The sequence below is a fragment of the Rhodothermales bacterium genome, assembly GCA_040221055.1.
Taxonomy (GTDB): Bacteria; Bacteroidota; Rhodothermia; order Rhodothermales; family UBA10348; genus 1-14-0-65-60-17.
The window spans coordinates 18547-44592 of sequence record JAVJVN010000001.1; the positions used below are offsets into that span (position 1 = coordinate 18547).

Genomic DNA, 26046 nt, shown 5'->3' on the forward strand with positions numbered 1-26046 from the left:
ATTGCAAGGATAAACCATACCGGCCACCCTTCGTGTCCCTCTTCCGCGTTTCCTCCGTTCACCGTACCCACCTGACCGTCCTGGTCGGGCAGGCCGAAGTCCGCGCCGAGCTCACGGGCCGCTTCCGGTTCATGGCCGAATCGGACGAGGCCCTGCCGGTGGTCGGCGATTGGGTGGAGGCCGAGCTGTTCGACAACGACACACTCGCGATTGTGCACGACGTGCAGCCCCGCCGGACGGTGCTCCGCCGTCGCGCGGCCGGGGGCGATGCCGCCGTGCAGATCATGGCCGCCAACGTGGACACCGCATTCATCGTGCAGTCCTGCGACCGCGATTTCAACCTGGCCCGGCTGGAGCGGTATCTCGTGGCCGTCCGGGATGGCGATGTGGCGCCCGAAATCATCCTGAACAAGGCCGATTTGCTGGACGGGGTGGACCTCGTCGCGGCCATCCGCGCGTCGGGCGAAACCGCGCCCATCCACCTGGTCTCGGCCGAATCCGGGCTCGGCATGGAGGCCCTGGCAGCGCGGCTCGAGCCCGGCAAGACGTATTGCCTGCTCGGCTCGTCGGGCGTCGGCAAGACCACGCTCACGAACCGCCTGCTGGGCGTGGACGCGTATGCCACCGGCGCCGTGCGGGAAGACGATCACCGCGGCCGCCACACCACCACGAGCCGTCACCTGATGGCGCTGCCCTCGGGGGCATGGCTTATTGATACGCCGGGTATGCGTGAACTCGGTCTGCTGGGCGCCGAGGCCGGCCTCTCGGAAACCTTCGATGACATTGGCGCGCTCGCGACCGCCTGTCGCTTCCGCGACTGCTCCCACATGGTCGAAGAGGGATGCGCTCTGCTTGAAGCCGTTACCTCGGGTGAACTGGACCGCGCCCGCTACGATCGCTATATGAAACTGAAGCGGGAGTCCGAGCACTACGACCGCAGCCTCGCTGAACGCCGCCGCAAGGACAAGGAGACCGGCAAGCTGCACAAGCGTATCCAGGCTGAAAAGAAAGACAAGCGACGCTGAATCAGCCGAAAAATGGAACTTGGCAGCGGGCTGCTGATTGGAAGGGCATGCCCCTTATCCGAACCATCAAAGCACGATTGGCGCCGGCAGCCTGGCTGCTGACGGTGCTGATGGCGCTGGCCCCCCTCGGGCCGCACGCCAGCAAGGTTGTACTGTGTTTCGGCATGGATGGGCATGTGGATGCGGAAATCGTGCACGTTGAAGACTGCCTGGACATCCCCATCCCGACGGGAAATGATGCCAAGTGCAGCTCGTTCAAGACGGAAAGTGGCCCGGCTCAGGTGGCCGTCATGGCCGTCGTGGCGCATCTACCGGCACCCGTGCACCCCCTTCCCGCGTCTCGCGTCGCGCCTCCGTCGACGTACGGACCCACCCCACTGCATCGCAGTGTCGTCCTGCTGATCTGAGCCTTTCCTGATCCCCGATTCGTCCGCCCGGTACGCACGACCATGAGCGTCAACGGTGGCATCATACACGATCAGGACTTCAAGGCATATGATCCGCATCCCATTCGGGCCGACGCTGGCGTCGGTCATGGTTTTGCTGGCTGGCATGTCTGCCGGCTGCGCAAATTCCTATAAAGCCTCCTATCCGGAGCCCCGCACCCTAATTTCAGAGCGTCCGGTCCACCTTCCTCCACCGTCCGGCAAGCACGTACCGATTCCTCCGGACAAATACGACCGTCCGCTTTCGCTTGAAGAGGCCGTCGCTCTAGCACTCGAATACAACCCAACGCTCAGGTCAGCCGCCTTCGAACAGCAGGCCAGGGAAAACGAGGCTTCGCAGGCGGCGCGACTGCCCAATCCGGAACTGGATGCCGGAATCGACGAGTTCGGCGGTATCGGGTCGCGAACTGGACTCCGATCCCTGGAAATCGGGGGTAGCCTTTCACAGACACTGGAGTGGGGTGGCGACCGTCGTGCCCGTTCCGACGTCGCAGCACGTGGCGCGGAATGGGCGGCGTGGGTCGTCGAGTCCACCCGCTTGGATGTCGTTACCGAGGTTCGGTACTCCTTTATCGGCGTTCTGGCGGCGAAGGCACGTCTCGAAATCGCTGAAGAACAAGGGGAGATCGCACGACGGCTTGCCGATGCAATCGAACGCCGCGCCGCAGAAGGAGCCGTGTCTCCGCTGGAAGCCCGTCGTGCGCGTGTGGCCGCCATCACGGCCGTTACCGTCCTCGAGCGAGCACGTCGATTCCTGGACAATGCGCGGGCCCGACTCGCCGCCACCTTCGGTGGCGACGTCGAATACGTGAGGGTGAAGGGGACACTTCCTGAGCCCGCACCGGTGCCCGAACTCGAAAGGCTTGTTCCGCTGCTCCAACTCAACCCGGAGTTGGCCCAATATGCCACACTGCTGGAAGAAGCCCGTGCACACGCTCGTCTGGAGCGCGCCCGACGCATTCCGGACGCTACTGTTCGTTTCGGCGCCGCGTATTTCAATGAATTGGGAGAGTCGGCGATCTCGTCAGGGATTACCATTCCGCTTCCCCTTTTCAATACGAACAAGGGTGCCATCCGCGCTGCCGATGCGCGCATTGCAGCCACGGAGGCAGACGCAGAGTCGGCGTTCCTGCGGGCCCGCAGGGAACTCACCACGCTGTACGGCACCTTGGTCGTGTCAGCCGATGCAGCCCGCATGCTGTACCAAGATGCCCTGCCGAACGCCCGGGCCGCGTATGACGGAATCCTGACCGGCTATCACGAGGGAGAATATGGGCTTCTCGACGTCCTTGATGCACAAAGTGCATTCCTCGAAACACGGAATGCGTACGCGGATGCCTTGTCGGATTTCCATCAAGCGCGCGCTGCCGTCGAGCGACTGATCGCCACCCCTTTCCATGCCGTCGAAGACGCCCACACGAACCAGAGATGACCATGAATACCCGAATCACTACCCGTCGCATTCTGCTCATGGCAACCTGGCTCGGCCTTCTGGCCGTGGCTTTCCTTGTCTGGAGGTTCGCTGTCGTACCCGGTCAATCAGCGGTCCCGTCATCAGTGGCCGAACGCCTCAATACGGACCCTGCAAATTCAGACCTCGTTGTGCTTACAGCCGACGAGGTGGAAGAATTCGGAATTGACATCCGGACGGCCGGCCCCGGCACCATGTCCCTGCAAAAGAGTCTTCCAGGCGAAATACGCGCCAACGAAGACCGGTATGCGCACGTCACGCCCCGCGTGTCGGGCGTGGTGCGGAGTGTGAGTGCAAACGTCGGCAGTTACGTTCGCGCCGGCGAGATCATGGCCGTCATTGAAAGTCGGGAGTTGGCCGACCTGAAGGCGGAATACCTTGCGGCCGTTGAACGTCAGGAACTGGCCCGCGCCTCATTTGAGCGGGAAGAACGGCTCTACAAGCAGGAAATCACGGCCGAGGCCGATTTTCTCGAAGCCCGACAGGCCAACGCCGAGGCTCAAATCCGCACCCGATCCGCACGTCAGAAACTGATCGCTCTCGGATTTTCGGATGCGTACATCGAAGCCCTGCCGCTTGAGGAAGAACGCAGCCTGGTGGCCTACCCCCTGACTGCACCCATTTCAGGGAGTGTAATCGAGAAGCACGTGGTTTTCGGAGAGGCGGTCGAGGCTGCCACGGAGGCGTTCGAAGTGGCGGACTTGTCCACCGTATGGGCGGACCTGTCCATCTACCAGCGGGACCTCGGGACCGTCCAGGAAGGACAGGACGTGATCATTGATGCGGGTCCGGGGCAACCCCGGACACGGGGCACCATTTCCTATGTGCGCCCGATCGTCGGCGAGGAGACGCGGACAGCCATTGCCCGCACGGTCGTTTCTAATCCGGAAGGACGATTGAAACCCGGTCAATTCGTCACGGGCCTTTTGACCGTCCGGGCTGTGGAGGTGGACGTTCTCATACCGGCCACGGCACTGATCGATGTCGAAGGCCGGACCGTCGTATTCGTGCAGACTGTGGACGGGTTCGTGCCGCGACCCGTCGAAACAGGGGACGTCGCCGGGGATCGGGTAGCCGTCCTGGAGGGCCTCAAGCCAGGCGAACGCTACGTGGCATCGGGGGCTTTTGCACTCAAGGCCGAGCTTGGTAAAAGTGAATTGGAGGGCGGACATGCGCACTGAAATGAACAAAATCATCCAATTCTCGCTGCAGAGCAAGCTTCTTGTCCTGGTGTTGGGTGTCGTAGTCGTCGCTGCCGGCTGGTGGACCTATCGGGGGCTCCCGATCGATGCCTTTCCTGACGTCTCCCCGTCCCTGGTCCAGGTTTTCACGGTGACTGAGGGACTTGCACCGGCCGAGGTAGAGCGCTACGTGACCTACCCCGTTGAGACCTCCATGAACGGCCTGCCCAACGTGGAGCAGGTCCGATCGGTATCGAATTTCGGCCTGTCCGTCGTGAATGTCTATTTCGAGGAGGGAACGGACATCTACTTCGCCCGCCAACTCGTCGGTGAACGCCTGAATGAGGCGCGCGAGTCCATTCCTCCGGGATTCGGTGAACCGGAAATGGGACCCATCTCCACCGGCATGGGACTCGTCCTGTTTTACTACCTGGACGATACGACCGGACAGTATTCGCTCGAGGAACTCCGCACCATGCAGGACTGGATCGTGAAGACCAGTCTCCAGACCGTTCCCGGCGTCACGGAAGTGCTGGGTATAGGAGGCTATGAGCGCCAATTCCAGGTCGTCGTACATCCCGATGCCTTGTTGCAGTACCGGGTCACCCTGGAAGAACTGACACGCGCACTCGAGGAAAACAATCTCAACGTCGGTGCACAGTACATCGAGCAGAATGCCGAACAGTTCGTGGTCCGCTCCGTTGGGCTGGCGACCGGTGTTTCCGACCTTGAGAACGTCGTGGTCCGAACCACCGACGGCACGCCGGTATTCGTGAAGGATGTGGCAACGGTCCAGATCGGTGGTGCCATCCGGCGTGGCCTGCAGACACGCGGAGGCGTTGAGGAAGTGGTCTCGGGAATGGTGGTCAAGTTGTATGGGAGCAACTCGTCCACCGTCATCGGTCGTGTCGAGGCCCAGCTTGCCGCCATCAATAATGCGCTTCCTGAAGGGGTCAACATCGTCCCGTACTATGAGCAAAAAACGCTCGTGGAAGCCGCGGTTGCCACCGTGACCACCGCACTTTGGCAGGGAATCCTCCTGGTTATTGTCATCCTGATGGCCTTCCTGGGATCGTGGCGTCCAAGCGTGGTTGTGGCTCTCGCCATTCCGTTCTCGGTCCTGTTTGCCGCGATATTCATGGGTCAGTTCGATATTTCCGCCAACCTCATGAGTCTTGGTGGGCTGGCCATTGCCATCGGAATGATGGTGGACGGGGCCATCGTCATGATTGAGAATACCGATCGCATGTTAAAGGAGGCCCATCCCGACGAGCCTCGTATTCACGTCGTCGCAAGGGCATGCGCAGAGGTCGCCCGGCCCGTGGCGTTCGCCGTGCTCATCATCATCGTGGTTTTCCTGCCGCTCTTCACACTGCAGGGTGTAGAAGGGAAGACCTTCCGGCCATTGGCCTACACGGTCGCCTTGGCCATGTTGGGATCGCTTGTATATGCGCTCGTACTCGCGCCCGTACTGTCGCACTTCTTCATGCGTGCCCCCGAAACCGACGTCGCGAGTGGAAAACCGCTGAAGGAGCCCCTCGCGGCCAAGGTGTTGGACCGGATGATCGGATGGTATCGCCCTGTCGTGACGCATTTCGTCAAGAAGCGATCCATGGCCGTCGGCCTGGCGGTCGGCCTGGTCGTCGTCGGCGTGGCTGTTTTTCCACGGTTGGGAAGTGAATTCACGCCCACCCTTCAAGAGGGTACCATTGTCATGCGACTGACCATGGCGCCGTCCATTTCGATCACCGAGAGCAAGGCGACCACCCAGCGGGTGGAACGTCGTTTGATGGCCATTCCGGAAATCACGGACGTGGTCAGTCGGATAGGCCGCGGCGAAGTGGGTGCACATGCCGATCCCATCAATTCGGCGGAAATGTACCTGGTCCTCTCGCCACAGGATGACTGGCGATTCGGCAATCAGGCGGAGCTGCTGTCAGCCATTCGCGACGAATTGGGTGACGTACCGGGCGTTCTGACCAATTTCAGCCAACCCATCCAGATGACGGTGGATGAATTGCTGGAGGGCGTAAAGGCCGAACTCGCCATCAAGCTTTTTGGCGACGACCTGGACGTCCTGAAATCCAAGGCCGATGAAATCGCGGCAGCCCTTCGTACCGTCGAGGGTGCCGCAGATGTCCAGGCCGACCAGATTACCGGTACGCCCCAGCTGCAAATCGACATCGATCGACAGGCCATTGCCCGATACGGTGTCAATGTGGCAGACGTCCAGCGCACGGTGGCGACCGCCATCGGTGGGTCCAACGCAGGCCAGATCTTCGAAGGTATCCGTCGCTTCCCCATTTATGTACGCTTCGAGGAGGGCGCCCGGTCGACACCGGCGGCCATCGCCAATCTCCTCATCCCGATTCCGGGAGGCGGGACCGTGCCCTTGGGTGCACTGGCGGCTATCAACCAGGTGGTAGGCCCACGACAGATCACCCGACAGGACAACCAGCGCTTCATTACCGTTCAATTGAACGTCGAAGGCCGTGACATCGGCTCGTTCGTGGCGGAGGCCCAGGACGTCATCCAGTCGGAAGTTGATCTGCCAACCGGATACCTGACCACATGGGGTGGACAATTCCGGCTGCAACAGGAAGCCAACAAGCGGCTCATGATCGTCGTGCCCATCACGTTGTTGATTGTCCTGCTCATGTTGTATGCCAGCTTCAATTCCTTGAAGAACGCGGCGCTCATCATGCTCAATATCCCGCTCGCGCTCGTGGGCGGAATAGTGGCCCTCTGGGTGACCGGTCAGAACCTGTCCGTTCCTGCCTCCGTCGGATTCATCGCCCTGTTCGGTATTGCATTGGAAAACGGAATGGTACTCGTCACCTACCTGAACCAGCTCATCCGGGACGGGACACCCATGGACCGGGCCAGTATTGAGGGCGCCCTGCTGCGCCTGCGCCCTGTCCTCATGACAGCGGCAACCACGGCACTGGGCCTTATTCCACTTCTTTTTTCGACAAGCACCGGCAGCGAAGTCCAGCGTCCGTTGGCGACCGTCGTGGTCGGCGGCCTGGTCACCTCCACCGTCCTGACACTGCTGGTGTTGCCAGCACTGTACCGGTGGTTCAGCGACGGTGCCCTCCCGGTCGATGTTGACGTCCAGCAGTGAAACCAACACCATGAAACAAATTCAAGCCTATATCAAACCTCACAAACTCTCCTCCGTCACGCGTGCTTTTCATCGGATTGAGGGACTGACGGGGGTCAGCGTCAGCGATGTCAAAGGCTTCGGTCGTGGCCGGGCGAAAGATGTGGCACACAGTTTTCGCGAAGATCTGGTAGACTATGTCGCATACGTCAAGATCGAGACCGTCGTTCAAGACGAGCTTGTGTATGAAGTCATACAGGTCATCCAGCGAGAGGCACATACCGGACTTCGGGGAGACGGCAAGATCTACGTCTCGCCGATTCACGATGCCGTTCGCATTTCATCAGGAGAACGAGGCACTGACGCCATCTGACCATGAGCCATGATCACGCCCCCCACGATCACGATTTGAAGGATGTCTCCGGTCGGCGCATTGTTATCGCACTTGCCTTGAACGTCGCGTTGACCATCACCCAGATCATAGGAGGCCTCCTTTCCGGAAGCCTTGCCCTTCTGAGTGATGCCGCGCACAATGGATCGGATGCCGCTGCGCTTGGCATTGCGTGGGGGGCGCAGAAACTGGCGCGTCGCCCTGCAGACCATCAGTATACCTTCGGATACGAGCGCGCCAAGGCCATCGGTGCACTCATCAACCTGACCACGCTGTACGTCATTGCCCTGTATCTCATTTATGAGGGCATCTCACGGCTCATTCATCCGCCGGAGGTCCAGGGAATGATCATGCTCATCGTCGGGGGCATTGCGTTCGTCGAAGACCTCCTTTCTGTCCTCGTGTTGTGGAAAAGCACGAAAGGCAACGTGAATGTGAAAGCCGCCGCCATCCATTTGATAGGAGATACCGTGGCCACGGTCGGTGTCGTCCTGTCTGGCGCACTCATCCTGTGGAAGGGCATCGTGTGGATTGACCCGGTCATCACACTGGCCATTGCCGTCTACATCATAATCCACGCTTCCATGGAGATGCGCAAGGTCACGGGCCTGCTGATGGAGCGGGCTCCGGACGACCTGGACCTCCATGCGCTTGCCGATGCCTCGCGTGAGGTTCCGGGTGTCCTGGATATCCGACACGTCCACGTTTGGCGGCTGGATGAGTCCCGGACGGCTATGGAGGCCGTGGTCGTCGTCAATGCGGACCTGCGTATGGAGGCGGTCGAAGAAATCAAAACCCGCCTTCGCCGGGTCCTCGCACACGATTTCGGGGTCGCGCACGCCGTCTTCGAAACGGAAGTCCCGAACCCGGACGGCGATGCCGGGCTGATTGCGGTGGAGTAGGTGTGCAGAATGCCAGTCGTTGCTCATGTAATAACATCAAGGTTTCCATTCATAGGGGTCGACCTGTGCAGCCCGCTGCCGTATATTCATATTTGTACGATAATCAACCCGGCGTACAACTGAATATGTACGATTCGCTTCGTATTCGACAACTCGATACCAAAATCCGCCCACTCCAGGCCGAATTCCTTCGGGAAGTCCCAAATGGCGGCTGGATCCGACTGATCCGCACGGCTCTCGGAATGTCCATGCGTCAACTGGCTGACCGCGCCGGTGTGGCCAAGAACAGCGTTGCCCAAGCAGAAGACTCCGAGGTTCGAAGCGCCATCCAATTGGATACGCTGCAAGCCATGGCCGACGCCATGGATTGCGATCTCGTATACGCCCTCGTTCCTCGGACATCTCTGCACGCTACGCTCCGGAGGCAGGCCTACAAGAAGGCCTCCCGTCTTCTGGCGCGTGTTTCGGACTCCATGGCTCTGGAGGGTCAGGCCGTATCGGAAACTGAATACAAGCATCAGCTGAACGATATTGCAGAGGAACTCATGTGTACACGCGGCAGGGATTTCTGGAATGATTGACTTGATTCGCGTCCTCCCAAAACGACCCTGAACCATGCACATACTGGCGCTTGTCATGCTGTTCCAGGTGAATGTGATTCCGCTGCCGGCATCGGTCGAGCAGCGGCCGGGCGCGCCGTTCGCGGTGTCGGCCGGGACCCCGGTCACGGTCCAGGACGCGGCGGCGCGCCCGGCCGCCCGGTTCCTGCAGGAAGTACTGGGGCTGAGCCGGCCAGTGGAGGGCTCCGGACAATCCGGCGAGAACGCCGAGAACTTGAACGAAACGGACCCGGCCATCGTCTTCCGCGTGGCCACCAGCGCCGACCTCGGCACCGAGGGATACGAGCTCGACATCCGCGCCGAGCAGATTACCATCACCGCGCAGTCCGGGGCGGGCTACTTTTACGCGGTGCAAACACTCCGGCAGCTGCTTCCACCCGCCATCGAGTACTCCGGGACGTTGCCCTATGCGCTTTCGGTCGCGCCCGTGCGCATCCGCGATCAGCCGCGCTTCGAGTGGCGCGGGGCCATGCTGGACGTATCGCGCCACTTCTTCGGCCCCGCGGACGTGAAGCGCTACATGGATCTCATGGCCATGTACAAGCTGAATCGCCTGCATCTCCATTTGAGTGACGACCAGGGATGGCGCCTGGAAATCCCCGGGCGCCCGGCGCTCACGGACATCGGCGCGCAGACGCAGGTCGGCGGCGGCGCGGGCGGCTACTACACCCTCGCTGAATGGGATGACCTGGTGGCGTACGCCGCCGACCGGTTCATCACGATCGTGCCCGAAATCGACATGCCCGGCCATACGAATGCCGCGCTGGCGTCGATCGCCGAGCTGAACTGCGACGGCCGTCGCACGGAGCCCTACACCGGAATCGATGTCGGCTTCAGCTCGCTGTGTGTGGACCGCGAGGAGACGTACACGTTCGTGGACGACGTTGTCCGCGAAATCGCCCGGCGCAGCCCTGGCGCGTATTTCCACGTGGGCGGCGATGAGGTCAAAACCCTGACCGCCAGCGAGTACAACGCCTTCATGGACCGCACGGCGGACATCGTGGCCCGCCACGGCAAACTCTTCATGGCCTGGGACGAAGTCGCCGAGACCCGTCTCGCGCTGCCGCCCGGCGCCATTATCCAGGTGTGGCGTCCGCAGACCGCCGAGACCGGACAGCATCTGGTTGATGCGGTGAGCCGTGGCGCCCTCCTGGTCCTCTCGCCCGCTGACCGCATTTACATCGACATGAAATACGATGCGTCGAGCCGCCTGGGCCTCCGCTGGGCCGGATTCAACGACACGCGCGATGCCTACGACTGGGACCCGGCCACGCTCGTCGGCGGCGTGCCCGAAAGCGCCATCCTGGGCGTCGAGGCCCCCCTCTGGAGCGAGACCGCCGAAACCCTACGCGATCTCGAATGGCTGGCCTTCCCGCGCCTGCCGGGTGTTGCCGAAATCGGCTGGACGGCCCGTGACCGCCGCGACTGGACCACCTACCGCACACGCCTCGCCACCCACGCCCCCCGCTGGGACATCCTGGGCATCAACTATTACCCGTCGCCGCTGGTGGAATGGAGGAGGTAGCGGTCTCGCCCGAATAGCACGCGGCATTTTTCACAGGAATTATTTACAGACAAAATACTCTTTTGTATATAATTGACCTCCAGCGTATCCTCCTCCATCACCAACCCGCACAGGCCATGTCTGACCCGATTGAATCGCCGGATACTGACCGCCCTTGGCAGATCCACCTTTTCGACAGCATCTGGCTCCTCGCCGGAGCTGCCATTGTCTTCTTCGTGCTGTCCTACATCGTTTGGGGCCTCGTTGACATTCTCACCATCCCGAACGGAGGCTGATCATGAGTTCACCCATTCATTCCCCCCAGGGTAACTGGTGGATTGCCGGCGTATCGGTCCTGGAAAAGACCTGGATCCGGATCAGCGTTGTCTGGTGCCTCATCCTGTTCGCATCCATGATTGTGTGGGCCTCCTACGGCAAGCAGAACCAGCATGGCCCGACGTACCGGGTATCCACCTCGGAATACATCCAGAAGGTCCAAGACTTCAAGAAGGCCGGGACCCAGACGGAAGAGGGCATTATTCCTGCGGACGAGCACATATATGTTGCCGCCGCGCGCTTCTCCTTTGACGGATTCCCGGTGGTGCTGAAGGCTGGCAAGCAATACCAGGTGCACATGAGCAGCTATGACGTGCAACACGGGCTGTCCATCCGGCCCGAACATGCCCTCAGCAAGCAGATGTCGCTGCAACTGCTTCCGGGCTACGAGTGGGTGTTGCCCATGAAGTTCGACGAGCCGGGTGTGTATCACGTGGTCTGCAACGAGTTCTGTGGTGTAGGGCATAGCACCATGCATGGCTCATTCATCGTGCAGAGGTAAACCATGATCAAGGAACTGTTCACCAACGACTACGGCCCCGACGGATTCCGCACCTGCTCTGTCACGGGCATGCGCATTGACCGCACGGCCGAGAATTTCGTCAAGATCTTTGGTCTCACGGCCGTCGTGGCTCTCGTCATGGGCGGTATTTCAGCCATCCTCGTCGTGCTTACCCGCTGGGAAGTGGTCGGGCTGCTGCCGCCGGACGCGTTTTACAACTGGCTGAGCGTACACGCGTGGAATCTGCTCATTTTCTGGATGGTGTTCATGGAGGTGGCCATCCTGTATGTGGGCGGTCCCATGGTACTCGGGCGCAAGTTGCCTGCTCCGAAGCTCGCCATGGTCGGATACGTACTCATGCTCGTTTCGGCCATCGGCATCAACTGGTCCATCATGACGACGTCTGCTCCGGATCAGGCTCCGCTCCTGACGTCCTATGCCCCGCTGCCTTCGTCCGAGTGGTTCTATCTCAGTGCCATCGTCTTCATCCTGGGTACGGTGATCGCTGCGCTGCCCTTTTTTGCAGCTATCTGGCAGGAGAAAATCGAGCATCCGAACCGGAGCCTGCCCCTGGTGGCCTTCGGCGCATTCATTACGGCCATCATCGCCGTAGAGGCGCTCCTGGGTGGCCTGATTACCTACATTCCGACGTACATGTGGCGGATTGGATTGATCGAGCATATCGATGCCGCATGGTACCGTCAGATGTACTGGATCATCGGGCATGGCAGCCAGCAGATCAATCTTGCGGCCATGGTCACGGTCTGGTATTTCCTGACCCATGTCGTGGGTGGCGCCGAGGTAGTGAGCGAGAAGGTTTCCCGCTCGGCCTTCATCCTGTACCTCTTCTTCATCAACATGGGGGCCGCGCACCATCTCATGGCCGATCCGGCGCTTGCCGCGAGCTGGAAGGTGTGGAACACCTCATATGCAGCATATGGCGCCGTTCTGGCCAGCATGATCCATGCTTTTGCCATTCCGGCGGGGCTCGAAGCCGGTCGCCGCAAGCGGGGAGCAGGGAAGAGCCTGTTCGGTTGGTTGTGGTCGGCCCCCTGGGGCAATCCCGTGTTCTCGGCGGTCATCTTCTCGATTATCCTGTTCGGCTTCATGGGCGGTATTACCGGGGTACTGATGGGTCAAATGCAGCTCAACCTGGCCTGGCACAACACCTGGGCCACAGTGGGGCACTTCCATGCCACGGTGGTTCTGGGGACCACCATGACGTTCATGGGCCTCGTGTTCTTTGTCATCCAAACCATGTTCAAGAAGGAATTGATCATGGCCCCGCTCGCCCGGATCCAGCCGTGGTTCTATTCGGGATTCATGGCCCTGGCCACGCTCATGATGATGTACCTCGGCATCCTGTACGGTATTCCGCGGCGACATGCATCGGTCATGGACATTCCGGGCACGGACTTCAACTTCGGGGCCGCCGAACCGTTGTTCGTGATTTTCGGCATTGCTGCGCTGCTGGCCATAGTCGGGGGCATCCTTTTTGCCGGGATATCCGTCGGGTCCCTGCTGTTCGGAAAGAAGCTGGAACCGTCGTCCGTATTTCGGCCTGCTGCCTCCTGGACGGGAGATGGCAGTGCGGTTCACCTGCAATCCATGCGTGGCACGTTCACGTTCACGCTCATCTTCCTGGCCGTGTTCGTGATTGCCTATATCCTGAACTGGTACCTGCTGTCACGACTGTGGGAAATCGGGTAACGCTGGAATGACCTTCATCGAAAAATCCATGCGTATGGAACGGACAGATCCGGGGGCGGCAAATGCCGCCCCCGGCAGGCGTCCGAGCAATGTTCACCACCGGCATCGCCCGGTCCAACGGGAGAAGCATGGTGCCCTGAAGTCGCTGTGGCTGGCCTACAAAGCCATCTACTACGCCAGCACCCCCTCCTGGCGCTTCATGAAGAGCGGAGCCCTGTTCCTGTTCGGATTTTTCTGTTGGTCTGCCGGAAACCTCCTGCTGTCCTATGAGCCCTCATGGATGTGGGTGCAATTCATTGCCGCATATGGGTTTCTGGTCATCATATGGGGGCCCGTCACGCACTTGCTGCTCGTCCCCATCGTGACACCGTTCTTGCGACGCCATTTCCGTTGGAATCCTGCAAAATGGATGGCCAAGCACCTCTCGTTGCTCAACTTCCTGATCTTCCTGGTGCATGTCATCCTGTTCGGGTTGTATCCCCCTGATCACGTGCTGTTCGAATTCGGAACCATCGCCCGTGAGAACCCGACCGTGGACGTGAATCCGACGCTTGACTGCAGCCGGGAGCCCGCTGCAGCGCGCCTGACCTGCACCGTCAGCCCTGCGGATGGTATCGGTCGCCTTGAAATAGAGACCGCCGGAGAACCGCTCATGCAGCTCACCGAGGCTCCGTGGAGTTTCACACTGCAGGAACAGGACCTGGTCAGCGTCGTCGGACAACAACAGTTCGAAGTCCTGGTCATGTCCGCAGACAGCAACATCATCCGGCGTTTCACGAAGTTCACAGCGAACATTCCCTGATGACCTTGACGGAAAAGCGGGTGTGGACCGCCGCCCTCGCATGTTTCATCCTGGCAGCCGGGACCGGGTTTTTCTTCCGCAGCATCCAGTTCCTTGGCGTGCCGCCGGCCCTTCCATGGCCGGGTGGCGAAATACCCCTCGACATGGGTCACATCCGCCACGCCCACACCCACGTCATGTATTTCGGGTGGGTGACGCCCGTTGTCATGCTGCTCATGCTTCCCGATCCGGCCCGGTATCGCGGGATTCTTGCGACGCTGCTGGTGTTGGCCCTCCTCGCATGGGCACCGTTCCTGTTATTGGGATACAAGCCCATTTCCATTGTCCTCTCGACCTCGACCATGCTCACGTGGTATGTCTTTGGTATCCGATACTGGCGGGATCGGCGGCGGGGCATGCTGCAATCATCTCCCCTTCAGCAGGCCGCACTCGTACTCCTCGTGATCTCGTCGTTCGGTGCATGGGGCCTGGGTATGACCATGGCCATGGGGATGGACCACTCGCTTCCGTACGACCTGTCGCTGCATGTTTTCCTCGACCTGTTCGCCGAGGGATGGCTCATGCTGAGTGTCCTGGCGGCCATGCTTCGTTCGGCCGGGCGGGCCGTTCCTCGGCGCGCCTTCCGGTTGCTGGTCCTGGGCATTCCCACGCTCTTTCTGCTGGGCGTATCGCCTGATCGATTGCCGGGCGCGGTCCGACTGGTCGGCAGCGCAGGAGCGCTGTTTACGGCGGCCGGGCTGTGGCTCATCCTCCGGGAGGTCCAAGGCCGGCTGCCTGCTATCTGGGCCCTGCCGGTAGCGCTCATGTACATGAAGATCATCGTCCACATCGGACTCGCCATCCCGCAGGTCGCCTCCTGGGGGCTGGTCGTGGGTCTCCGGATTCCGTGGCTCCACCTGGTGCTGCTCGGCATTGTCACCACGGGCCTCGTGGCAGCCGTTCATGACCGGTTCGGCCCCGGATGGACCCGCGGCTGGCCAGCCCTGCAGGCATCGATCGTGCTGGTCCTGGTGAGCCTCTTCCTGCTGACGGGAATCTGGCCTGCCGACCTGCGAGGCGCCTGGGCCGGGCCGGTCGTGGCCGTTATTGCCCTGCTGCCCGTCCTCGCCATGGTCTGGATGTTGGCGGGAGTGACGAAGGTCCGCCGACAGATCAACGCATAATCATGATGGGGCGGGAGGACACCGCCTGGCCCGAACGGACCCGGACCAGGTAGGTACCGCTGGACAGGCCATCCACGGGAATGCGGAGCGGCCCCTGGCCATGCACCTCCGTGGCCACGCGGACGGTCCGGCCAAGGAGGTCGTGAACCGTGATTTCCGATCCGGGTTCGACCGCATCCATGTACAGCGCATCACGGGCCGGATTCGGCCACGTCGACCAGGCTGCCACTCGGGACGGCATTTCTTCCACAGATACAGCCAGACCCACGGTCAGACGGAGGACGAACCGCCGTTCGATGTCGTTGTAGCGCACGAAGAAACCGCCAACCAGGACGTTTCCGTCCGGCTGCATGGCGAATGATGCAACGTTCGCATACTGTCCGATGCCGTATTCCAGGCCGGTACCCGGGGTGAACGATGCGTCGAGCGAGCCGTCGGCGTTCAGCCGGGCTATCCCGCGCCGGTCTTCCCCGGCCACGGTGTTGAACGCACCACCCAACAGAACCTTGCCGTTCGCCATCACCAGCAACGCATTGACGGCCGTTCCGTAGTTCGTATGGACGCCTGCACCGGTCGTGAAGGACGTATCGACCGATCCGTCGGCATTCAGCCGCACGATGCTGTTGTGGGGCGTCGCGTCCACCGTGGAGAAATGCCCACCCACGACGACTTTTCCGTCCGGCGTGGTCGCCAAGGAATTGGCCGTGTGGATGGAGCCGGCCCCACCGCCAATCCGGGCAGGCTCGAACGACGTATCGAGCGAGCCGTCTGCGTTGATCTGCGCAATGCGGTACCGACTGACGCCGTTGTAGGACGTGAACAGACCGGCCAGCACAATCCGGCCGTCATCATGCAGGGCCATGGCCTGGACATCCCCGGTCACCCCGGCGACACCCGTCCCCGGATCGAAGGACGGATCGACCGTGCCGTCCGCGTTCAGTCGGGCCACACCGGCGCGGGACACGCCGTCGTACGTTTTGAATCGCCCGGAAATCAGGATTTTCCCGTCCGGCTGCACGATCACGTTCGTGATGTAGTCATCCGGGCCGTCGCCGTAGTGGAACGAGTTATCGACCGTGCCGTCTGCATTCAGCCGCACGATGTTGTTCACGGGGACGTCCAGATACGTCGAGAACTGACCGACGACCAGGACTTTCCCGTCCGGCAGGACAGCGGTGGCGTACAGCACCGCCCCCCAGAGCCCCGGGCGGGTGAACCCGGAGTCCACCGAACCGTCCGCGTGCAACCGCACGATCCGGCTGTCGAAGTGACCGGTGACAATGATCTTGCCGTCCGGCTGGAGCGTGACGGATTCCACCGCCGTTCCGGTGGCCGTTCCGGGGTCGAAGGTCAAGTCCAGCTGGCCGTCCTGGGCTTGGGCCGGAAGAACGGCCATGAGCAGGATCAACATGGACAGGAAACGAGGAGCAGAAGCACGTGGGGACATGGCAAAGGAGGTCAGATTGGCAAGGTTCAACCCCCGAAAATTACCTGTCCCGAAAAATTCCCCGGTATACCCGGATCCGGGTATTCCGACCCGTCACCCCATCGGAATGGCGTCCTTGTTGGTGGCCAGCCAGTCGTCGAAGGATTGCAGGTCCGGGTTCAGCTGCCGGGACAGGGCACGGTCACGATTCGCGTTGTACGCCTCGTTGAAGTCCCGCTTCACCTGGAACATGTTGCCCAGGTCGTCGGCGCCCGGGAAACCGAAACTGCGGTAGACGTCGGCTGGCACATCGTTGTAGTGGACCTTCGTACCGAGCGCGTCGGAGAACTTCGCCGCCATCTCGGCGCCGCTCACGCATTCGCCCACAATGCCCACCGTGCGCCCGGCGAACTCCGGTGCCCGCTTGAAAATACCATAGGCGCACTTGCCGATGTCCTCAGCCGCAATGCCGGCCAGTTCCGCGTTGCCCATGGGAAACGCAATGAAGTGGCTTCCGTCTTCACCCTTCTGCGGGCCCATCCCGAAATGGATGAAATTGTCCCAGTAGAACGACGTCCGGAGCAGCGTCACCGGCACGCCGGACTCCAGGAAGAGCGCATCGGACTCGCCCTTGGCGTCAAAATGCGGCACCTTGTACCGCTCCTGCAGCGTGGGCATGCGGTCGTCCTCGACCGGCACCCACTGGCGCATGTCCTCCAGCGTCGACCAGATGGCGTGCTTCAGCCCGGCCTTTGCCGCCGCCGTGGCGAAGTTGGCGGCCTGCTGACGCTCCTGGTCCGGCGAGAAGTGCTCCCAGAAGAAGGTCACGAAGAACGCCCCCCACGCGCCCTCGAGCGCCCGGTCAATGCTTGCCGGGTCGTCCGCATTGGCTTCCACCACTTCGGAGCCGGCTGCCGCCAGCGCCTTGGCTTTGTCGGACGATGCGTCACGCGTCACCGCCCGTACGGCAAAACCGCCCTGCGGGTCGTTGAGGATGGCACGTGCGAGCCCGCCGCCCTGCGCGCCGGTGGCTCCGAAAACGGTAATGATTTTCTTGCTGGACATGGTCATCGCGTATTTAGTTGACGCGTCAAGGTAATTACATCCGAAGACTCATGCTTGACCCGTCCATCTTCTCGACCCGCACCGGATCCGCATCGAACAACCGGTCCACGTTCAGGAAGTAGTCGCAGAACGATGAGAACAGATCGGCGGGCGTCTTGCCGTTGACTGTGCGCAACGTATCGCCGAGCGCCAGACCCAGGTCCCGCGTCGTCCGGTTGACCACCCAGAGCGAATCGCCCAGACCGGCCACCATGAACGTGCGGGGCGAATCGACATGGACTTCTTCCTGCCGTTCGAGATGGATGGTCTTGGTATCGTAGTTGATGATGATCCCGAAATGCTCCAGGAAATCGTTCCCCAACAAGGCCTTGCCCACGGACGAGAACGACACCGGCACACGGATGCGGTCGTCGCCCAGACGCACCGTCAGTTCCTTGACCACCAGGGAGTCCGTGTTCGCGCCGAAGATCCCGGACGTGGAGCGATCATGTACGGTCATGATCGTCGGACTGTCGAACCGGTCGGCAAGCGCCATGGGCAGGACCAGGCCCCCATTGTAGCCGACGTCGAACAGCACATCCTTCACCTCCAAGCCGTCGATTTCCAGGCGGATGCTGGGCGTTCCCGACAGCATGGGCCGGTCGAACGAAACGGAATGCGCTCCGACACCGGCCTCGAAGGCCCCGTCGGAGAAGTGCAGTTCCTTCGCCTGGTAGTCGATTTTCCAGTGGGCCAGTTTCATGAGATTGGCGCCAATGATCCCGTCGGCGGCAATGCACTGGCTGGCCGATGAGGGGTCATACGTCAGCTTGCCCGCGCCGATATCGTACGCCGTGGTTTCGCCGAGCCCGACGGAGTCAATCCGGACGACGTCGATGGTACGGCTGATGCCTTGCGCCGTACTGTTGGTTTTACTGGCTACCACGTCCAGCGCGAGCCGGTCCGCCAGCTCTTTTTCAACCTTGCTGTCGAACGCACCGGTATCGAGAATGAACTCCCGGGCCTCCGGATCGGCGTTCAGCCGTGCCTGGATGACGATCAGATCCTTCCGGTAGTCGAAAGGAATGACCTGGACGTAGTCGGTCCGGCGGATTTCTCCCCCGGTCAGCAGGCGCACGTTGGCCACGTACGAACAGGAGGAGAGCAGGATGAGGGCGCAGCAGCAAGCAAGGAGGTGTTTCATCCCCGAAGATTATTCGATGGGACCCTCAATGGCAAGCCGCTCCATGATCCATCGCCGCCGGTCCTGCCGGGCCTCTTCGTTGAGACCATGCCCCTCGTCGTACCACAGGATGGTCTTGGGCTCCGACCCGGCGGCCTGGTACGCCTCGGCATCCGCCACCGGCACGAATTCGTCGAACCGGCCGTTCTGGAACAGCAATTCGGCGGGGGCGGCGCGGCCCACCCAGCGCAAGGGCTCAATCGGCTCCATGGCCCGCAACCAGGCCGTACGCTGTGTTTCAGACATCCGGTGGAACGGGCCGCGCGCATCGTCCGGCCCCGTCACGTGGGCCACCAGACCGCCGTCGCCGACCCAGAGGGCGTAGGCCACAATCCGGTCCTCGACGCCCGCCAGCAGACCGCCCATGGCTCCGCCGTAGCTGCCGCCGCTGTAGGCAATGCGGTCCGGATTCACGTCCGGTCGCGCCTGCAGCAGGTCGATGGCCCGGCGCAGGTCCTGGATGAGTTGGATCTGATCGTCCGCGTCCTGGCGCGTCATGGTCAGGATGTTTCGGCGGGGCTCGTCGTCGGGGCGCGCCCACGGGGCAGTAATGGCCAGGGCCACCGCGCCCATCCGTGCATATTCGGCGGCAAACGATGCCGCATTCCGCCGGCTTCCCGGCATTCCGTGCTGTACGATGACCGCCGGCCACGGCCCCCGGCCGTCCGCAGGCAGGAACAGCAGCGCCGGCACCCGCCCACCGGCCGGACTCCGGTACGACAGGTCCAGCTCGGTATGGTCGGCGTGCTCGGTACGGGCGTTCACCACAACGTCAAGCGGCACGTCCCGGTCATAATCGAACACCGCGGGGTCCGCCGTCGGGGCCTGGGCGGCACACCCGACGGACAGGAGCGCCATGAACAGGCTGAACAGAACGGCAGGCTTCACAGGGCGCATGGGTCTCCGGACGGGAAAGGTAGAAACGTCACACGCCTACAGGACGAAACCGCGCCCGCCCGGTTGCACCCGTCCTCCTGCTGTCAGAGCACAGAATACAGAACAGCGCATCCGAAAAGGATGGAGAACGGGGAGACCAGCCGGATTCGGACGGGCGTCAGCAGTTCGGCCGTCCACAGCGCGTATTTGTGATGCATGGCCCGCGGCACGAACCAGAGCACGACCGACGTCGCGATCATGAACCACCCCAGCACACTGAATGCTTCCGGAAACCGGGATGCGTCGGAACAGACAATCATCCCGGCCGCTGGAATCATCCGGACCGTTATTTCAGCGTAATTGATGAGGTTCGTGCTTCCGGCCTTCCGCAGATACGCCCTCGCCCGGGCGGGCCTGACGAGCATGAGCACGCCGACGCCAACGAGGAAAACCCCGAAAAGGACCACGACAGACTGGGCGACGAGCAGGATCATTCCGGTGGCTGAAGGTGCGTGAGGAATCCAGAGTTACGACTCCCGGCCCGTCGGGTCAAGTCCCGAACACGTCTTCCTGCTCGTTGAGGTTGCCAATGATTCCTGGTCTCATCAAAGTAATCAGACTATTTCGGCTTCAGTGAATTCACGTAGTTGAACCCGATCTGCAGGTAGGCCGACACAACGTCCAATTGTTCCAGAAGGCTATCGGGCACAAGCACATATTCCTTCATCACGGCCCCATACGATTTAAAGGGATCCGCACAGTGCGTCTCATGAAACGCCTCCCGGTGTTCTTCAGGCAGCCTGATTCCGATTTCGCCCGACTTGTTGATTTGGGAAAACATGTGCCCGTTGGATGACGTGTAGGGCATTGTTTTGCCTTTCCGTTCGATCCCTGGCGCTATGGAAATCAACGTGTCGTACAACGCAAGATTTTTCTGATACCTGTCGTCACTCATGGTTCACTGGCTTGTTCGAACTGGGATGCGTGCAATCGATATGTGATCAATTCTTGTCAAAAGGTATGACGGAACCACTCCTGTGTCTTACCGACCACGTCCTGTCATGGACTTACGTGAATGAACACACAGGCGCTGCACGCGTAATGAAATGCCTCTACTGAATGAACTTGGAGTTCCCCCCGATATGACTGGGTTCAGAAAGAAATTGGAATCGTGGCTTCAGGGTGTCTCTTTCGTCCTCGACTTGAGTGGTGCATCCCAGCAAGCACGAGCAACAGAGAGGAACTCCAGAGAGAGCATTTGGAATGCCATAGGTCAAGATTTCCAAGCCGTCGGGCGCGATATGGATTCCGCCCTGCAATCTGGTTTCGACTCGCTCTGCCTCGAAGATAAAAAGAGAGTCATCCGGGCTGCGACCCGCAGCCGGGGGAACGCTCGTCTGTCTTCGCGTGATATGTTCAGCCATGACAGAACGGTGGATCCATCTCCCATCGATTCCATGAGCCGAACCAATGAGCGAAGAGACGACGCCGCGAACGCCTGAAGACCCTGTAGCTGCGACAGATCTTGAAAATTTTGCGATAGCAATTTCAAAGCAGCACTCAGGACCCCTTCCTGATCCTTGGACCATTCAGGAGTACAAGAAAATTGATCCAAAGCTGTTGCAATGGGTTCTCACCGCTGCTGAGGAGGAACGGATTCATCGGCAATGGTGTGAAAAAGAACCGCTGATACAATCCCAGCATGGTCAGAAGTACGCGTTCGCACTCGCACTGTCATCCATTCTCGTTGGGGCAGTCCTTGCCTTCCTGGACAAGAACGTCGTTGGACTCGCTACCATGTTCGCACCGCTCGCGTTGGTTCTGGGTGTTTTTGCCTACAAAGAGGTCCGACGAGTCCGATCCCAACATGATCGAAGACGTGATTCCCCTGCCGAACGTCCTTGATCCACCCGTCCCTACTCACTCCTCAGCGAATCCACCGGATTGGCGAGGGCCGCCCGCGCCGCCTGCACCCCAACCGTCCCTACCGCAAGCACGAGCCCGGCCAGGCCCACCCACGCAAACAGCGTCCACGTGATGTCCATGCGATACGCGAAGGTCTCGAGCCACCGGGACATCACCACCCATGCAATGGGGGTCGATACGATAAACGCGATCGCCACCATGGCCACGAACTCCCGCGACAGCAGCCCCACGAGTCCGCCCACCGATGCGCCGAGCACCTTCCGGATCCCGATTTCTTTCGTGCGGCGCTCCGCGGCGCTCGTCGGCATACATGGCCGCGAATTCGTCGTCCAGGAACGAATAGGCGAACGGCTGATCGGGCAGGAATTCCTTCCAGATGCCCTCCACGGCGGCCAATACCCCGGTCACGTCCCCGCCCGCCACGTTCAGCACCACATACCGGGAGGATGCCTCGTCCTGCGTCATGATCATGGGCAGAACTTCCTTGTGCAGCGCCTCCATATGGATGTTTTCAAACACGCCGATGACCGAATCCCAGCCCAACCGCCGGACCGCCGCCTCGTTCACGAGCACACCCGTATCGGTCTCATCCTCGCGGAACCACCGACCGGCCACGAGTTCCGTGCCGAGCGCCGGACCGTAGGCGGCATCGGCCATGATGTAATTGAAGTACAGGGCATCGTTCTCCGGTGGAACGTAGCCCTCGATTTCGCCCTCATCGAAAAACATGATGCCGGTGCTCGTCCCGGGCACCGCCGAGCCCCAGCAGCACCGTCACGACGACGATCCCCGCGAGCACCACCGGATCCAGGAGCGAAAGATCAATGGACCGGTCCGTCCTCAATGGCACGGAATGCCTCCATGACCGCGTCAACCTCGACACCCGGTTCCAGAAGCGCATACGTATAGGCAATCGTACGCCACGGATTTTCGGCGTCGAGCACATACGATGCCACGTAATTCGCTTTCAGATGCGTATTGCCGGGCATGTCGGCCATGATGCCGACAACCTCGTACTCGGTACTCGAGGCCGACCACCGCCCGCCGGCCGACAGGCGCTGGCCAAGCGGATCGGCGTCCCCGAAGAGCCTTCGGGCCGTCGTTTCGGACAGGATGACCGTTCCGGGGCGGGCCAACTCGGCTGCGCTCCCGGCCACCAGCGGAAAGTCGAACATTTCGAAGAACGACGGTTCGGCCTTCAGGAAATCCTCCTCCAGCCACGCATTCTCGCCCACCGCCACCAGCGGGCCGAACAGCCTCTGCACACGCACGGCCGCGGAGACGCCCGGCACCTGCTCGCGAAGCACGTCGGCCACCGGTCCGAATGTCTCGTTCCATTCATCGATCCGGCCGTCCGACATCGTCTGGGTTGTGCGCATGCGCACTATCCGGTCGCCCTTCTCGTGGAACGCATCCCACGACAACTCCTCCCGCACGAACAGTCCGATGAGCAGCACCGACGCCAATCCGATGGTCAGCCCGAACAGGTTGATGGTGCTGTATCCCGCCTCGCGGCGCATGGCCCGCCCCGTACCCGTCGCCCGTCCACCCTCGAACACGCGGCTGTACGCCAGCGGACACCGCAGACTGATTCAAGTACATCGACACGATCGACACATCAACAGAACGTGTCGATGATTTACGGTTTCATCGACATGACGTGAAGCGAATAGCTCGTACTGCGGCCGCCACCCGGATCCTGGACCAGAATGCCGCGCGAGACGAGGTCCTTGATGTCCCGGTAGGCCGTGTCCTGGGATGTCTTCGTCATCTTGGCCCATTTGGACGTGTTCAGTTGCCCGTCCATCCCCTCGAGGAGCTTGTTGAGCATGATGATTTGTCGCTCGTTCAGGTCTTCCGTTGCCCAGGTGTCCCAGAACTTCCCGCGGGTCAGCACACCCTCCAGGATCTCTTTGGAAGATGCGATGGCACGGACAGCGCACGAAAAATACCAGGAGAGATAGGCCGATACGTCGAGCGTGCCGGACTGCGTGCCCTGCAGCACCGCGTAGTAGTCGTTCCGTTCCTTCTCGATTTGATTGGACAGACTGAAGAACCGAAGGGCCGACCGTTCGAACCGGGCTTGCACCATTTCCATGATGGCCCGGGCAATGCGTCCGTTTCCATCCTCAAAAGGATGGATGGTGACGAACCACAGATGGGCGAGCGCGGCCTTGACCGGTCCCGCCTCCAATCGATCGGAATTGAACCAGGCGAGGAATCGGTCCATTTCATGATCCAATCGGCGGGACGGTGGCGCCTGGAAATGGACCGCTTCGCGTCCAACGGGCCCCGAGACCACCTGCATGAGGTCTTTTTCCGCACGGCGCCATGCGCCCGTCTGAATGGAAACCAACCCACTCCGTCCGGTCGGAAACAGCGCGCCATGCCACGCGCAAAGCCGTTCCTCGGTCAATGGATCGGCATGATTCCCCGTGGCATCCAGGATGACCTCCACGACACCATCAATGGAGCGATTGGAAGGGGGAAGTCCGGCAATATCCATACCCAACCGGCGACCGAGGGAGGACCGGACCGACAACGGATTGAAGCGTTCTCCCTCGATTTCGGACGACTTGACCACTTCCTGGGTCAGGATGCGCAGATTGGCGTTTTCCTTCAGGGCAAAGCCCAAGCCGTCCATACGGCCAAGGAGCCAGCCCAGATCGAGATGGAATTGCTTTTCGAGGGTGGCAAACGACCCATCGTCCCACTGGAAGTCGGGCCATTCCGTCCGTTCCCATATGTACATGGCGGTCTCCAGCGGGGCGCATTACGATGACTCTATTCTCCGCATAATATGCGGAGATAAACCGAATGGTTTCCCCAAAGCGCGCCCTTGCGACTCATTCTCCGCACTCCGTCAACTCTTTCGTTGTTCGTCTTCTCGCGCCTTTTCCAGCTTGATCCGTTCTTCGAGGTACGTCTTGATGACCTGAGCACTCGTGGTACCATGTCGCTCCGCCTCCAGGTACAGCCAATAGACCATCCATTGGGGAATTTCCAAGCTGACGGTCTCGGGTTCCAGTCCAGGTTGACGAGCACTGTCGTGATCCAGAAAATCCCAGATGTCGTGTCCGTCGTCGAATAGACGGTCAAACTCGTCTGCTGTAATAGTCTTCTTTTTCATTGTTTCGAGAGCGTCGGACCGAAATCAATCTAATGAATTCATCCCGATACGTGATAATGGCCGTCCAGAGTATTCCATCAATGATGCCGGTCACCGCAAAACGTGATTCCGTGATATGTTTGACCGGCTTTTCGACACGATAGTTGTCCTTCCAAAGCTCCTTCGCTTCGCCAAATGAGATGCCATGTTTCTGCTCATTGGATCGGCTCTTGTTCAGGTCAAAAATGAACACTGCTTCAGGTGGTTATCAATTCTCTGCTTACCGGTTCCCCGGCACTATCTCAAAGACCCGGCACACCGCTGTCCGTAACGCATTTCCGTGTCCCAATTCTATATTGGTGTATGACGCGAAACTTGTTCATGCTGTCTGTCCTCCTGTTGACGCAGAATGCATGGGCACAAGAGTTCCAGACGTACTTCGACCTTGAGAAGCGCTACGTCTTGAATTCTTTGCGGACGGTGGACAGCACGTCCTGGATTTCAGTCCAGTTCACCAACATGTGCCCGGACGATCCGTCCGCTCATCCTGAGGCTGTCACAGCAGAGTTCAGAACGATTCCGTGTCAGGAAGCGGCTCGGTCGGAGGTGGTGTCCCTGCCCGATTCAGCTACTGTGCATGTTGGTTCACGCAGAGCGGCCGTTGTTGATGGCAACTCTGTGAACTATGTCATCGCAGACTCGCTCCGAAGAGTCTCGCTGCAAGTACCTCCTGGCACATACGAACTCCGCGGAGGTCACCTGCGCACCTACCGGATTGATGTCCCTCCCTTCACGGTTCAGCCGGGGGATTCCGTCGTGTTGGAATTGCAAAAGACCTTCATTGACCTTCTTGGATGCGAGAGCGCGAGAATACAGTTGCCGCCGCCGGACCTCAGAGCCGAATATTTGCACCGACGGCAGGACTTTTTGTATTACAAGTTCCGCTCGTCCGACCGGATCATGGCGTCGTGCTATTACAACGTCCATGATTATTTGAGTCAGCTTCCGGTATCGGAACGGTAGGATGGGTACTCAACCCACCAGCGAATAGCTCGTACTGCGGCCGCCACGCGAGACGAAGTCCTGGGATGTTTTCGTCATCTTGGCCCATTTGGACGTGTTCAGATGCCCGTCCATCTCGTCGAGGAGCTTGTTGAGCATGATGATTTGTCGCTCGTTCAGGTCTTCTGTTGCCCAGGTGTCCCAGAACACGCTTCCGGCGCCCTCGCAACCCTTTCTCCGCAAATACTGCGGAGAATACCCCCC

28 protein-coding genes are annotated in these 26046 nt (G+C 60.6%); 16 read left to right on the plus strand and 12 right to left on the minus strand.

Annotated features, from left to right (window positions below):
* Positions 1–32 precede the first annotated feature (32 nt).
* The 14 genes from rsgA to RIE53_00155 all read left to right on the plus strand — a co-directional run bounded on the left by rsgA (position 33) and on the right by RIE53_00155 (position 15156).
* Positions 33–1025: a ribosome small subunit-dependent GTPase A gene (rsgA, locus tag RIE53_00090; GenBank protein ID MEQ9103071.1), complete on the plus strand. Its 993-nt coding sequence runs from the start codon at positions 33–35 to the stop codon at positions 1023–1025.
* 47 nt (positions 1026–1072) lie between these two features.
* Complete coding sequence (locus RIE53_00095; GenBank protein ID MEQ9103072.1) at positions 1073–1432, plus strand: hypothetical protein; 360 nt, start codon at positions 1073–1075, stop codon at positions 1430–1432.
* 88 nt (positions 1433–1520) lie between these two features.
* Positions 1521–2903 carry a TolC family protein gene (locus tag RIE53_00100; protein ID MEQ9103073.1) on the plus strand — a complete coding sequence of 461 codons (1383 nt, stop codon included), beginning with the start codon at positions 1521–1523 and terminating at the stop codon, positions 2901–2903.
* 2 nt (positions 2904–2905) lie between these two features.
* Positions 2906–4123 carry an efflux RND transporter periplasmic adaptor subunit gene (locus tag RIE53_00105; protein ID MEQ9103074.1) on the plus strand — a complete coding sequence of 406 codons (1218 nt, stop codon included), beginning with the start codon at positions 2906–2908 and terminating at the stop codon, positions 4121–4123.
* Positions 4113–7247, plus strand: a complete 3135-nt coding sequence (locus RIE53_00110) for a CusA/CzcA family heavy metal efflux RND transporter (protein MEQ9103075.1) — start codon at positions 4113–4115, stop codon at positions 7245–7247. The genes RIE53_00105 and RIE53_00110 overlap by 11 nt, the downstream gene beginning before the upstream one ends.
* Before the next feature lie 10 nt (positions 7248–7257).
* The gene (locus tag RIE53_00115; GenBank protein MEQ9103076.1) at positions 7258–7599 is read left to right on the plus strand and encodes a P-II family nitrogen regulator; all 342 of its coding nucleotides are present in this window, start codon (positions 7258–7260) and stop codon (positions 7597–7599) included.
* 2 nt (positions 7600–7601) lie between these two features.
* Positions 7602–8519: a cation diffusion facilitator family transporter gene (locus tag RIE53_00120; protein ID MEQ9103077.1), complete on the plus strand. Its 918-nt coding sequence runs from the start codon at positions 7602–7604 to the stop codon at positions 8517–8519.
* Positions 8520–8644: 125 nt separating this feature from the next.
* Entirely contained in the window at positions 8645–9100 is a 456-nt protein-coding gene (locus tag RIE53_00125; protein MEQ9103078.1) for a mobile mystery protein A, read from the plus strand.
* A gap of 34 nt (positions 9101–9134) precedes the next feature.
* Entirely contained in the window at positions 9135–10664 is a 1530-nt protein-coding gene (locus RIE53_00130) for a beta-N-acetylhexosaminidase (protein ID MEQ9103079.1), read from the plus strand.
* Between the two features lie 116 nt (positions 10665–10780).
* Entirely contained in the window at positions 10781–10939 is a 159-nt protein-coding gene (locus tag RIE53_00135; protein MEQ9103080.1) for a hypothetical protein, read from the plus strand.
* A gap of 2 nt (positions 10940–10941) precedes the next feature.
* The gene (locus RIE53_00140; protein ID MEQ9103081.1) at positions 10942–11481 is read left to right on the plus strand and encodes a cytochrome C oxidase subunit II; all 540 of its coding nucleotides are present in this window, start codon (positions 10942–10944) and stop codon (positions 11479–11481) included.
* Between the two features lie 3 nt (positions 11482–11484).
* Positions 11485–13191 carry a cbb3-type cytochrome c oxidase subunit I gene (locus RIE53_00145; protein ID MEQ9103082.1) on the plus strand — a complete coding sequence of 569 codons (1707 nt, stop codon included), beginning with the start codon at positions 11485–11487 and terminating at the stop codon, positions 13189–13191.
* Positions 13192–13219: 28 nt separating this feature from the next.
* The gene (locus tag RIE53_00150; protein ID MEQ9103083.1) at positions 13220–13993 is read left to right on the plus strand and encodes a hypothetical protein; all 774 of its coding nucleotides are present in this window, start codon (positions 13220–13222) and stop codon (positions 13991–13993) included.
* The gene (locus RIE53_00155) at positions 13993–15156 is read left to right on the plus strand and encodes a hypothetical protein (GenBank protein MEQ9103084.1); all 1164 of its coding nucleotides are present in this window, start codon (positions 13993–13995) and stop codon (positions 15154–15156) included. The genes RIE53_00150 and RIE53_00155 overlap by 1 nt, the downstream gene beginning before the upstream one ends.
* Here RIE53_00155 and RIE53_00160 read toward each other — a convergent pair.
* The 6 genes from RIE53_00160 to RIE53_00185 all read right to left on the minus strand — a co-directional run bounded on the left by RIE53_00160 (position 15146) and on the right by RIE53_00185 (position 20700).
* Positions 15146–16603 carry a T9SS type A sorting domain-containing protein gene (locus tag RIE53_00160; GenBank protein MEQ9103085.1) on the minus strand — a complete coding sequence of 486 codons (1458 nt, stop codon included), beginning with the start codon at positions 16601–16603 and terminating at the stop codon, positions 15146–15148. The two genes, RIE53_00155 and RIE53_00160, sit on opposite strands and share 11 nt — an antisense overlap.
* 93 nt (positions 16604–16696) lie before the next feature.
* Positions 16697–17647: an NmrA/HSCARG family protein gene (locus tag RIE53_00165; protein ID MEQ9103086.1), complete on the minus strand. Its 951-nt coding sequence runs from the start codon at positions 17645–17647 to the stop codon at positions 16697–16699.
* A gap of 34 nt (positions 17648–17681) precedes the next feature.
* Complete coding sequence (locus tag RIE53_00170) at positions 17682–18830, minus strand: aspartyl protease family protein (GenBank protein ID MEQ9103087.1); 1149 nt, start codon at positions 18828–18830, stop codon at positions 17682–17684.
* 9 nt (positions 18831–18839) lie between these two features.
* On the minus strand, positions 18840–19766 hold the full coding sequence (locus tag RIE53_00175) for a dienelactone hydrolase family protein (GenBank protein MEQ9103088.1): 927 nt from the start codon (positions 19764–19766) through the stop codon (positions 18840–18842).
* Between the two features lie 83 nt (positions 19767–19849).
* Entirely contained in the window at positions 19850–20239 is a 390-nt protein-coding gene (locus RIE53_00180) for a hypothetical protein (GenBank protein ID MEQ9103089.1), read from the minus strand.
* 125 nt (positions 20240–20364) lie between these two features.
* A complete protein-coding gene (locus RIE53_00185) occupies positions 20365–20700 on the minus strand; it encodes a hypothetical protein (GenBank protein ID MEQ9103090.1) in 336 nt (111 codons plus the stop codon).
* 515 nt (positions 20701–21215) lie between these two features.
* Between RIE53_00185 and RIE53_00190 the strand changes: the two genes are divergently transcribed.
* Entirely contained in the window at positions 21216–21650 is a 435-nt protein-coding gene (locus RIE53_00190) for a hypothetical protein (protein ID MEQ9103091.1), read from the plus strand.
* Between the two features lie 15 nt (positions 21651–21665).
* On the opposite strand, the gene RIE53_00195 is transcribed toward RIE53_00190, so the two are convergent.
* The 5 genes from RIE53_00195 to RIE53_00215 all read right to left on the minus strand — a co-directional run bounded on the left by RIE53_00195 (position 21666) and on the right by RIE53_00215 (position 24801).
* Complete coding sequence (locus RIE53_00195; protein ID MEQ9103092.1) at positions 21666–22400, minus strand: hypothetical protein; 735 nt, start codon at positions 22398–22400, stop codon at positions 21666–21668.
* Positions 22387–22521: a hypothetical protein gene (locus RIE53_00200; protein ID MEQ9103093.1), complete on the minus strand. Its 135-nt coding sequence runs from the start codon at positions 22519–22521 to the stop codon at positions 22387–22389. Before RIE53_00200 ends, RIE53_00195 begins: the two co-directional genes overlap by 14 nt.
* Positions 22493–23191 (minus strand): ABC transporter permease, encoded by a 699-nt coding sequence (locus tag RIE53_00205; GenBank protein MEQ9103094.1) that lies wholly within the window; start codon positions 23189–23191, stop codon positions 22493–22495. Before RIE53_00205 ends, RIE53_00200 begins: the two co-directional genes overlap by 29 nt.
* A 119-nt stretch (positions 23192–23310) precedes the next feature.
* Positions 23311–24423, minus strand: coding sequence for a Fic family protein (locus tag RIE53_00210; GenBank protein MEQ9103095.1), 1113 nt, complete (start codon positions 24421–24423; stop codon positions 23311–23313).
* A 111-nt stretch (positions 24424–24534) separates the two neighbouring features.
* Positions 24535–24801 (minus strand): hypothetical protein, encoded by a 267-nt coding sequence (locus RIE53_00215; protein ID MEQ9103096.1) that lies wholly within the window; start codon positions 24799–24801, stop codon positions 24535–24537.
* A 360-nt stretch (positions 24802–25161) separates the two neighbouring features.
* Between RIE53_00215 and RIE53_00220 the strand changes: the two genes are divergently transcribed.
* The gene (locus RIE53_00220; protein MEQ9103097.1) at positions 25162–25803 is read left to right on the plus strand and encodes a hypothetical protein; all 642 of its coding nucleotides are present in this window, start codon (positions 25162–25164) and stop codon (positions 25801–25803) included.
* A 9-nt stretch (positions 25804–25812) separates the two neighbouring features.
* Here RIE53_00220 and RIE53_00225 read toward each other — a convergent pair whose 3' ends face one another.
* Positions 25813–25941 carry a hypothetical protein gene (locus RIE53_00225; protein ID MEQ9103098.1) on the minus strand — a complete coding sequence of 43 codons (129 nt, stop codon included), beginning with the start codon at positions 25939–25941 and terminating at the stop codon, positions 25813–25815.
* Between the last annotated feature and the right edge of the window lie 105 nt (positions 25942–26046).